Raw genomic sequence first — 9681 nt, 5'->3', positions numbered from 1 at the left:
GGCTGTTTTCATGGCGTCTCGGGGTCCTCGTGCTGTCGAAGTCGTGTTGTCTGCTGAGGAGCGGGCGGAGTTGGCGCGTTGGGCGGTGGGTGGTGCGGTGTCGGCTCGTGTGGCGGAGCGGGCCCGGATCATCCTGGCCTGTGCCGAGGGTGGTTCCAACACCGCTGTGGCGGCGGACTTCGGGGTGTCCACGGAGACGGTGCGTAAGTGGCGCTCGCGGTTCGTGGTCCGGCGGGTGGCGGGCCTGGTGGACGAGCCTCGGCCGGGCCGGCGCAAGCCGGAGCTGGTGCTCAGCGAGGCCGAGCGTGCCGAGCTGACGCGCTGGGCGCGGCGGGCGAAGACCGCGCAGTTCCTGGCGCTGCGGGCGAGGATCGTGCTGCGATGTGCGGAGGGCGGGACCAACAAGGAGATCGCCGCTGAACTCGGCGTCGCACCGGGCACGGTGAACCGCTGGCGGTCAAGGTTCATCCGGTTGCGGCTGGACGGGCTGATTGACGAGGCCCGCCCCGGCAGGCCGCCCTCGATCCTGCTGAACCAGGTGGAGGACGTGCTCACGGCGACGTTGGAGTCCTCCCCGGGCAAGGACACCCACTGGTCGCGGGCCTCGATGGCGAAGCACTCCGGGCTGTCGAAGTCCACCATCGGGCGGATCTGGAAGAAGTTCGACCTCAAGCCCCATCTCCAGGACGCGTTCAAGCTCTCCACCGACCCGCAGTTCGTCGCGAAGGTCGTCGACGTCGTCGGCCTATACCACAACCCGCCCGAGAAAGCGGTGGTGCTGTGCGTGGACGAGAAGAGCCAGATCCAGGCGCTGGACCGGTCCCAGCCGGTTCTGCCGATGATGCCCGGCATGCCCGAGCGGCGCACCCATGACTACTACAGGCACGGCATCACCAGCCTGTTCGCCGCCTTCAACATCGCCGACGGCAGCGTCATATCAGCACTGCACCGCCGCCACCGGGCCATCGAGTTCAAGAAGTTCCTGATTCGGATCGACAAGGTCGTGCCCGCCGGCCTCGACGTCCACCTGGTCTGTGACAATTACGCCACCCACAACACCGCCGAGATCAAGACGTGGCTGGGGAAACACCCGCGTTTCCACATCCACTTCACCCCCACCGGCTCCTCCTGGATGAACCAGGTCGAGCGGTGGTTCGGCCTGTTGACGGACAAGCTCATCCGCCGCGGCGTGCACACCTCCGTGAAGGCCCTGGAGCAAGACATCACGGCCTGGATCGACGGATGGAACGAGAACCCCCGGCCCTTCACCTGGACCAAGACCGCCGACGAGATCCTGAACTCCCTCGCCGACTACCTCACGAAAATCAACCCGCCAACCACTGAAACCTGAAATAGACTTAGTCTCGCCATTTCCGGCGCAGGACACTAGGATGTTTTGACCTCTCCTTTACCTGGCGAGCGGGAATTGCGCGGGCTACCGTGCCCGCATGGACACCACCCGCAACACCGTTCTTGAGGCGTGGATGACCGAACACGGCTACAGCTCCAACAGCCTCGCCGAGGCCGTGAACAGGGCCATTGAACGGTTGACCGGGCGCCCTGGAGGACTCGACGGCTCATCGGTCCGGGCATGGAAGGCGGGCCGGGTCACGTGGCCAAAGTCAGCTGCCCGCAAGGCACTTGAGGACGTCACCGGACTAGCCGCCGTCGCTTTAGGGTTCGTGCCACGGGGCCGGCCTTCGTCCACCCCGGCCCCACCGCAGCAGGAGGACCCCGACATGAAGCGCCGTACCCTCGTCGGCAGCATCGCGGCGGCTGCCGCAGCAGCAGCCGCACCCGGCACCGCATCGCCGCGCCGTATCGGCATGAGCGATGTCAACCGCCTCAACAAGCGCTTCGCAGAGATCATCGCCAGCGACCACCGCCACGGCGGACAACTCGGCATCGAACAGCGGGCCGCCGCCCTCGCCGACGAGGCGCTCAACCTCCAGAACGCGGGCAGCGCCACCCAGCGCGTACGAAGCAACCTCTACGCCTCCGCAGCCGCCTTCCGCTCCTCCGCGATGTGGGCCGCCATCGACGGCCGACGCTACGACGTCGCCAAGGCCCACATGCGCGAGGCCCAGGCCCTCGCCGAGATGTCCGGCGGCCAGGCGATCAAGTTCCGCATCTGGAGCCACGCGGGCACCATGTACCGCCACATGGGCCGCCCCGCCGACGCGTTCGCCGCCAACGATGTCGCCCGCAACCTGCACCTCACCCGCCATGACCCCCTGTTCGCCTCCCTCGGTCTGGCCCGCCAGGGCGCCATCCACGGCACGGCACAGGACCGCACCGGCACCCGCCGGGCCTTCGAGCAGGCGCAGGACGCCATGCTGCGCGCCGACCCCGCCGACTACCGGCCGGTGTGGATGCTCGCCTTCTACGACCAGGCCGAGCTGGACTCCCTGGCCCTCTCCGCACACTTGGCGCTCGGCGACTACTCGACCGCCGAGTACCACGCCCACCGCTGCCTGTCCGCCCTCCGGCCACACATGATCCGTTCCCGGGCCATCACCACCACCCGGCTCGCACACGCCCAGCTCGCACAGGGTGCCCCAGACGCCGCCACGGCCACCGCGATGAAGGTCCCCGCCGAAGCCGCCACCCAGCACGCCCGGGTCACACGCATGCTGCAGGAGTTCGGGGCCGCACTGCGCGCCACCGCGCCGGGCAGCTCCACCGCGCAGACCTGGACCGAGCACACCGCCACCTGGAGGATGGCCGCATGACCACGGCGCCCGCCATCGAACTGCGCACGTTCACCACCCTCGACACCGCCCGCGGCGACCTCCTCGACGTGTATGCCGACGTACGCGCCCCGCTCCTCCACCTGCCGAACTACGCGGTCACCGCGTTCGGCGAGCGCCTGGACCGGCACGGCACCGAGCCGGGGTTCACGGCCGTCCTCGCGTACGCGGACGGACATCCGGTCGGCTACGCCTACGGCAACACCATCGAGCACGGAGACCGCTACTGGCAGCGCACCAGCCCGACGCCGGCGGAGAAATACACCGGGCGTCCTGCCGTGGCCCTGAAGGAGATCGGCGTCCGGCCGACCTGGCGGAAGACCGGCACCGCCCGCCGCATCCACGACGCCCTCCTAGCCACCCGCGACGAGCCGTACGTCACGCTCATGGTCAACCCGGTCGCTGGGGACGGAAAGGTGCACGCGCTCTACAAGTCGTGGGGCTACGAGAACATCGGGCAGAGTCAGCCATCACCGGCCTCGCCAGTCCTCGCCGTGATGATCCGCGCCAGCCGCTGATCGGTACTTACGACCCCGCAGTCTTCAAACGACACGACCGCTCTGTCATCCAGAGCCCTGACCAGCGCCAGCCGCACACATGGCGTCGCGACTCATGAAATGCTGAGCCACGCCCCGTTCAGCGTGACCTCGGGGCCCGCAGTCCTGGCTATTGACCCGGCCCGCGGATGATCAGACAGGGGGCGGTCCATGGAAACGTTCGACGTGGGCAGGCTGACAGACTTCGACTTCGAGGCCGTGTGCAAGGACCTTCTCGAGCTGGAATTCGGCGTTCGGCTGGAGATCTTCACCTCCGGGCCGGACGGAGGCGTGGATCTGCGGCATATGCAGGGAGACGATCCCGCCCTCATCGTGCAGTGCAAGCACTTCCACCGGTCCGGCCGAGCCAAGCTGCTGGCCCACATGCGGAAGGCCGAGGCGCCCAAGCTCGCCCATCTCAAGCCAGGGCGCTATGTCCTTGCCACATCGGTCGAGCTCGGCCGTGCCGCCAAGGACGAGCTCTACGACATGCTGCAGCCGTTCGTAAGGTCACCGGGCGACATCTACGGCAAAGATGACATCGATGCGCTTCTCCGCAAGCACGATCAGGTGGTCAGGCGGCATCTGCGACTCTGGCTGACAAGCGCCTCGGTACTCAACTCCCTCATGTCCAAGAGCATCGTCACGCGCTCCCACGCCCTCGCCGACGCAGTCAAGGCCACACTGCGCACGTATGCCGACAACGGCAGCCTCGGGGAAGCGTTGCGGCTCCTTGAAGATCGGCACGTGTGCGTGGTCGCTGGGGCTCCGGGAGTAGGTAAGACCACGCTCAGCCATGTGCTGTGTGCCCACTACGTGAGTCACGGATACGAAATCATAGAGATCTCCGAAGACGCGGAGGAAGCAAATGCGCTATGGGACCCTGACGTCCCTCAACTTTTCTACTACGACGATTTTCTGGGACAGACCGCGATCGACGAAAAGCTGGGGAAGAACGAGGACGGTCGCCTCATATCCCTGATGCAACGAGCAGCGAACTCCCCCAACAAGAGGTTCTTGCTCACCACGCGGGAGTACATTCTCGCGCAGGCCAGACAGAGGTACGAGCGCCTCGACAGGCACCGCTTCGATGTCCAGACGTGCGTGCTCGATGTGGCCGATTACACGTACGGGGCAAGGGCGTCAATCCTCTACAACCACGTCTCCGCCTCCAGCCTTCCAGCCCGCACGAAGGCGATATTCGCATCTCCAGATACGTACACACCCATTGTCCAGCACGAGAATTTCAATCCGCGGGTTATCGCCGCGACGCTGTCCGAGGCTGTAGCGTTCGGGACCGCCGGAAAGCGCATCGCGACCAAAATGGTTGCGAATCTGAATGACCCAGGCCGCGTTTGGGACCACATCGTCAACCACCAAATCGACGCATCCGACACCCTCCTACTTAAAACACAACTGTCCTTCCTGTCCGGTATCCGGATGGATAGCCTCGAAAGCGTCTGGGCTTCGTCGGGGGGTGCACTCCGAGACCTACACAATGCACTAAAGGTACTGGACGGGACGATGCTGAGGAGTGTGCGTCACGGAGAAGTGGTGTTCGTGTCCTTCCATAACCCGTCAGTGCGTGACTACATGCGCGATTTCGTCTCTTCCGATCACTCCGAGATGAAGGACTTCGTCGGTAGCATCCGGCTCTTCGAGCAGGTTGAGTCGCTATGGTCCATGCTCTCCTCCCGTAACGCGGAGCAGGTGCTGCAAGCCTTGATGCGCTGCATTCCGGAGTTGGAGCGGAGTGCGGAGCTTGCCTTCCGAGCGGAAACCGTCGTGACGGAAGGCCACTACTCCGCGCATGACATCGCCCATCGGGCTCTGCTCTACCTGAAGCTGGGAACCGCCGTGACGTCCGATCGCGTGCATGACATTGGGTGGCGGAGTATCAGCGAAGACAGCGTGATCAGCGAAGCATGGGACCCGCAGACGGTTCAGGACGTTCTCGGCTTTCTCGGCGATTCAAAGAGGCAGGATCTCAGAGAATTCTTCCCGCAAGCAGTCGACCAGGCAGCCGAATGGATTATGGAGTTCGATCTTCCGGATTGGCGATCCTTGAGCGATGCCCTGGATTTCGCCTCACTGCTGACGGATTTCGAAAAAGGTGAAGAGGCGCATGAGTATGTCACAGGCCGCATGGATGATTACGCCGAATGGGCCCTGGAGAGCTGGATGGAACACGGTGATGGGTCCAGATATGACTTGACCGAGATGGAGGCCATATTCCGTCATTACGAATCCGGGAATGGGGACATGTACCGGCTTGACGAGGAGATGTTCGCCAAGGTTCGCGCTCTCGTGGAGGCATCGGCATCGTCCCTCAGTACCCCGAGGGCCCCGAGACGCCCTGCGCCCGCCCGTTCGACCGCGCCGACGGCGGCCGAGAGGGAGAGCGTGTCCCGCATGATGGCCACGCTCATTCCAGACGGCACCTGAAGCCGCTCAACGGTGGCCCCGGCGGTTCGGGCGACCAAGGCTGCCCTGCTCGTGGCGCTGTCACGCAGCCAGTCACGCATGACCGCTCAACGGCCACTCATGTACAAGGCTGTTGTCAGTGTCAGCCTTTAAGTATCCGTGCAGCAGTCCCGCTGGTGAAGGTGTGGGCGAGCTGGCCGAGCGGACCCGCTTCCCGGTGGCGAGCAGGATGGCTGCGCGAGTGATGACGGGCACGATCCGGCCCTATTCCGGCAAGGAGAAGCCACAAACAGGCGCTTGGTGACAAGCCGCCCGTGGCGGACCCGGTTGATGCTGACATATCCCATGGCACATGGACGAGCACAGGATGGGTCCGCGTATGTTCCCAGTAACTGAGGAACACTTTCGCGCGCTGCTGGAGGCGGCTCCCGACGCGATGATCATCGTGGACGACGGCGGGTTGATCCGTCTGGTCAACGCCCAGACCGAGGCGTTGTTCGGGTACCCACGAGACGAGCTGCTCGGCCGTCCCGTCGAGATTCTGGTGCCGCAGCGCTTTCAGGACCAGCACCCGGGTCACCGCCTGGGCTACTCCGGAAACCAGCAGGTCCGGCCGATGGGCGCCAATCTCGAACTGTACGGACTGCGCCGGGACGGGGCCGAGTTCCCAGTCGAGATCAGCCTCAGCCCCCTGGAGACTCCCGACGGTCTCCTGATCTCTGCCGCGGTGCGCGACGTCAGCGAGCGAAAGGCCGCCGATGCACGCTTCCGAGCCCTGCTTGAAGCCGCTCCGGACGCCATCGTCATCGTGGACGACGCGGGCATCATCCAGCTGGTCAACGCGCAGACCGAAGTACTGTTCGGGTATCGGCGCGAAGAGCTCCTGGAACGCCGGGTGGAAGTCCTGGTCCCACAGAGGTTCCATCACCATCACCCTTCCCATCGCCACGGCTACGTCAGCAACCGCCGCGTGCGCCCCATGGGCGCCGGCCTGGACCTGTACGGGCTGCGCAAGGACGGAGCCGAGTTCCCGGTCGAGATCAGCCTCAGCCCTCTGGAGACCCCGGACGGCACCCTGGTCTCCGCGGCCATCCGGGACGTGAGCGAGCGGAAGGCGGCCGAGGCCCAGCTCGCCGAACTCTACGAACAGCAACGCCACGTCGCCCTGACCCTGCAGCGCAGCCTGATGGGCTCACCCGCCCCTCTACCCGGCATGGACACCTCCAGCCGCTACTTTCCCGCCCGGCAGGGCCCAGGTGTGGGCGGGGACTGGTTCGACCTGATCGCACTGGGCAGTGGCCGTGTGGGCGTACTGATCGGCGACGTCATGGGCCGAGGTCTGGAAGCGGCTGCCGTCATGGGTCAACTGCGCTCGGCTTCCCACGCCCTGGCCAAGACCGGCATGCCGCCCTGGCAGCTGATGCACGCCCTGGACGCGGTCGTCAGTGAACTGCCTGACCAGCTCGTCACCTGCTGCTACCTGATCCTGGACCCCGACGACAGCACACTGACGGTGTGCTCTGCCGGACACCTGCCGGTGCTGATGGTGGATCCCACCGGACAGGTCCGAAGACTCCCGGTCCCGGTCAGCGTGCCCCTGGGCGTCGGCGAGGTGCCTCACCAGGAAACCCGCCTGACCGTGCCACCGGCCTCGGTACTGGCCCTGTACACCGACGGCCTGGTGGAGACCCCGACCAGCGACATCGAAGAGCAGATAGACGCCCTCACCATCGCCCTGGAAAAGGCCACCGCCCACCTCCCTTGCCTGGATCGGGCCGCGGACTCCGTACTCACCACTCTGCTGCCCGGCCTCCAGGACTACGCCGACGATGTGACACTGCTGCTCGCCCGCGTCCCTCCCGCACCGGTGACCGCCGCCACCGCGCTCCTGCCGGCTCAACCCAAGAGCGTGGGCGACGGGCGCCGCTTTCTACGCCGCACCCTGCAGGACTGGGACTGCGAAAACCTCACCGACACCGCCTGTCTACTGGCCTCCGAGCTCCTGTCCAACTCGGTACGCCACGCCTGCGACCCACTGCGGCTACGGCTACGCCGAACAAGAGACGAACTCCACGTAGAAGTCAGCGACGGCAGCCCCGTTCTGCCGCACGCCCGGACCGCGCGCTTTGATGAGGAGTCGGGCCGCGGCCTGAACCTCCTCGACCAACTGGCCTCCTCCTGGGGTGCCCTGCTCACCCAGGGGGGCAAAGCCGTGTGGTTCTCACTCCCCCTGCCCAACCCCACCCAGCGCCGGGAAGAGCTCGAATCGGGGGATGCAGACGCCGACGCCTGACTTTCGGGGGTGCCCCAATCTGTTTCAGCCGTAGCGCGTCGTCGTGGTGCGAATGGAGGATTTCCGCCTGCATCCGCTTCAGTTCCGTGGAAGGTTCCAGGCCCAGCTCGCGTTTGAGGATGGTGTACAGGTTCTTGTAGACCTGCAGGGCCTCGCCCCGGCGCCCGACGCTGTGCAGCGCCGAGATGAGCCAGCCGTGGAACCATTCCTGCCGCGGGTGGTCGTTGACCAGGGTGCGCAGCTCCGGGAGGAACTCCCGGTGGCCGCCCAGTTGGATCTCGGGCCCGGATGCGGAGAAGGAGTTCGACGCGCGGCTCCAGCACCTCCTGGACCGCGTCACCGCGCCGTCCGGCACGGTGTGACCCGGTGGGCGAGGGGCGCCGGATTTCCGGGTGTGGCACCCAGTTCCGGCGCCGACACTCCGGGTGTGGCCAGTCGCTTCCCGCCCCGAACGGGACCGTGACCATGGCGGAGTCGCTCCCCCAGCACAGCGGCGGTACGGTGCCAGCGCCGCCCGCTACCTCACCGCGGTCAAGGCGACCCTGGAGGCGGCGAGCCGCTGATCACCGGCTTCCTCGTTCCGCCGTCGCTCGTCGGCCGGAGGCATCCCAGGACAACGCAACGACCGCGCCAAGCTCTCGGCTGTGCGGTGAGAGGTCGTTTTCTCCCGTTGTTTCATCCCGGGATCTGCGGTTGGTGTGGCTTTGTGGGGTCGCGCCAAGAGATGGTGGTTTCGCCGGTGAGGCGGCGGGCCATCAGGTCGGTCATGGCGAGGTGGATCATGGCTTCGGAGCGGGCGGGCAGGGTTTCGTAGTCGCGGGCCAAGCGGCGGTGGAGCATCAGCCACCCGTAGGTCCGCTCCACCGTCCAGCGCTTTGGCAGCGGGGTGAAACCCCTGGTCCTGGGGTTGCGTTGGACGATTTCCATGTCGATACCGAGGGCGGCCGCGTGCTCGACGAGGTGTCGGCGGTAGCCGCCGTCGACCCAGGTCTTGCGGACGGCGGGATGCTCTGCGGCGACTTGTTCGATGAGGATCCGGCCGGCGTCGGAGTCCTGCACGCTCGCCGCGGTGACCAGCACCGCCAGCAGCAGCCCGAGGGTGTCGGTGACGATGCTCCGCTTGCGTCCCACGATCTTCTTCGCCGCGTCCGTGCCCTGTCCGGCGGCCGGCACGCTGGCGGAGGTCTTCACGCTCTGCGCGTCGATGACACACGCCGAGGGCTGGGCGTTGAGGCCCTCCTTTTGGCGCACCAACTCCCGCAGCAATCCGTTGAGCTGGACGAACACACCGTCCTTCTGCCACTTGGCGAAGTAGCCGTAGACGGTTTCCCAGGGCGGGAAGTCGTGCGGCAGGTAGCGCCACTGCACTCCGGTGCGGTCCACGTACAGGATCGCGTTCATGATCTCGCGCAGCTCGTGCTCGGGCGGGCGCCCGATGTTCAGCGCACGTCGGCGCCGCTCGGTCCGCCAGGCGCTCAGCACCGGCTCGACCAGTTCCCAGCGGGCATCGGACAGATCACTCGGATACGCACGACGTTCGGCCATGACTCGGGCATACCGCCGCTCGGGGGCGTGCGCCCAGGCGTGCAGTGCGACCGGCAGGAGCACACTCTGCCGGCGTCTTGGGATGAGACAGGCGCAAGCCGCATTCCGCCTCAGCTGTCACCCCACCCAGCGT

The 9681-nt window shown here is 66.2% G+C and carries 7 protein-coding genes; 5 read left to right on the top strand and 2 right to left on the bottom strand.

Annotation, left to right across the window (positions count from 1 at the left end; genetic code table 11):
- Positions 1 to 10 precede the first annotated feature (10 nt).
- The 5 genes from FVS66_RS27800 to FVS66_RS27780 all read left to right on the top strand — a co-directional run bounded on the left by FVS66_RS27800 (position 11) and on the right by FVS66_RS27780 (position 8003).
- Positions 11 to 1351 carry an IS630 family transposase gene (locus FVS66_RS27800; protein WP_187645521.1) on the top strand — a complete coding sequence of 447 codons (1341 nt, stop codon included), beginning with the start codon at positions 11 to 13 and terminating at the stop codon, positions 1349 to 1351.
- Positions 1352 to 1448: 97 nt separating this feature from the next.
- Positions 1449 to 2732, top strand: coding sequence for an XRE family transcriptional regulator (locus tag FVS66_RS27795; RefSeq protein ID WP_149183986.1), 1284 nt, complete (start codon positions 1449 to 1451; stop codon positions 2730 to 2732).
- Positions 2729 to 3268 carry a GNAT family N-acetyltransferase gene (locus FVS66_RS27790; protein WP_187645721.1) on the top strand — a complete coding sequence of 180 codons (540 nt, stop codon included), beginning with the start codon at positions 2729 to 2731 and terminating at the stop codon, positions 3266 to 3268. Before FVS66_RS27795 ends, FVS66_RS27790 begins: the two co-directional genes overlap by 4 nt.
- A gap of 189 nt (positions 3269 to 3457) precedes the next feature.
- Positions 3458 to 5731, top strand: a complete 2274-nt coding sequence (locus FVS66_RS27785; protein WP_149183985.1) for an ATP-binding protein — start codon at positions 3458 to 3460, stop codon at positions 5729 to 5731.
- Between the two features lie 358 nt (positions 5732 to 6089).
- On the top strand, positions 6090 to 8003 hold the full coding sequence (locus FVS66_RS27780) for a PAS domain S-box protein (RefSeq protein ID WP_149183984.1): 1914 nt from the start codon (positions 6090 to 6092) through the stop codon (positions 8001 to 8003).
- Here FVS66_RS27780 and FVS66_RS27775 read toward each other — a convergent pair.
- Positions 7903 to 8343 (bottom strand): AfsR/SARP family transcriptional regulator, encoded by a 441-nt coding sequence (locus FVS66_RS27775; protein WP_262387248.1) that lies wholly within the window; start codon positions 8341 to 8343, stop codon positions 7903 to 7905. The two genes, FVS66_RS27780 and FVS66_RS27775, sit on opposite strands and share 101 nt — an antisense overlap.
- Before the next feature lie 335 nt (positions 8344 to 8678).
- Positions 8679 to 9548, bottom strand: coding sequence for an IS5 family transposase (locus FVS66_RS27770; RefSeq protein ID WP_149183983.1), 870 nt, complete (start codon positions 9546 to 9548; stop codon positions 8679 to 8681).
- Positions 9549 to 9681: the final 133 nt, after the last annotated feature.

The organism is Streptomyces sp. TRM49041 (assembly GCF_008271805.1).
Classification (GTDB): Bacteria; Actinomycetota; Actinomycetes; order Streptomycetales; family Streptomycetaceae; genus Streptomyces.
Note: the sequence above shows the minus strand (reverse complement) of the source record. Positions and strands in the feature narration are given on the sequence as shown.